General features: G+C 59.4%; 2 protein-coding genes. Both read right to left on the reverse strand.

The window, feature by feature from the left end:
• On the reverse strand, positions 1 to 608 hold a 608-nt coding region (locus GTN70_03735; protein ID NIO16099.1), incomplete at its 3' end, for a hypothetical protein.
• Positions 605 to 1,042: a DUF3341 domain-containing protein gene (locus GTN70_03740; protein ID NIO16100.1), complete on the reverse strand. Its 438-nt coding sequence runs from the start codon at positions 1,040 to 1,042 to the stop codon at positions 605 to 607. The genes GTN70_03740 and GTN70_03735, both read right to left, overlap by 4 nt.
• Positions 1,043 to 1,091 lie beyond the last annotated feature (49 nt).

The following is a 1,091-nucleotide window of genomic DNA, read 5'->3' on the forward strand; positions in this document are numbered from 1 at the left end:
TCGCGCCGGTAGAGGAAGATGTAGAGGACGCCCGATACGGCGAAGCCGCAGTAGAGGGCCTCGATGAAGAAATAGGCGCCAAAGAGGGTGCTGTACCAGGGATGGGCGAGAGACATGACCCAGTCGAAGGCGATGAGGCTCTGGGAAACCACGAAGGCGAAGAGATAGAGGGTGGCGTGGAAATGCCTTTTCTCGTCATCTCTCTGTGCGCTGATGGCGAACCGTCGCGCCGCCAGGTACGTCACGAAGAGGACCAGGAAGTTGCGCAGGACGAACGAGCCCTTGCTGAACCAGAAGCCTCCCCTTCCCACCCAGGGGTAGGAGTCCACGAAGGGCACGAGCAGAAGGAAAAGGAGCGCCGTAAAGAGCAGGAGCGGGTAGACGGAGATCAGCTGCCGCCTGACGGAGCCCACCCAGCGGGCCTTGATCAGGTCGCTTGCGGCCGCCGCGGCCACGGATCCCTGGATCACGCTGACCCAGAAGATGAGCGTGAAAAGGAGCGCCCCTCCGCTTTCGGCGAGGGGGCTTGCCTCCACGAAGGCGACAAACAACCAGACGAGGGCGAAAACAATCAGGAGGCCGTCGATTTTTTTCAACAATTTCCTCATCTCCCGGCCGCCTCCTCCACGATTATCACGAACCTGTTTTCGAACTCCTCCTCCGAGATTATGCTTTCAACGCTCGGCAGCCGCGACAGGATGAGAAAGCCGGCGAAGCTCGAGAGGGCACCGAAGAGGATGGTGAGTGCGAAGGCGATGATGATAAACGGCGGGATCGACACGATCGGCTTGCCCCCCGTGATCAGCGGCCAGCTGAGCGATGTGAGGATGGTAAAGACGAAGCCCGTCAGGGTGCCCGACGCCGCGCCGATGAAGGCGAAATACTTGACCCTGCCCTCCTTGGGGGGAATGATCTCTTCTACGTCATGGACGAAAAAGGGCATGAACAGCTTGAGCTTTCTTCCGGGCACCTTCTCCTGCACGAGCCCTCTCAGGGCGTCCAGAAACTCTTCCTTCCTGTCGAATGTCAGCTGCTTCACCATCAGAGATGCTCCTTTACCTCCGTTATCGACAGCACGGGCAGGGTCTTCA

It is taken from the genome of Deltaproteobacteria bacterium (assembly GCA_011773515.1).
In the GTDB taxonomy this organism is placed as follows: domain Bacteria; phylum Desulfobacterota; class Deferrimicrobia; order J040; family J040; genus WVXK01.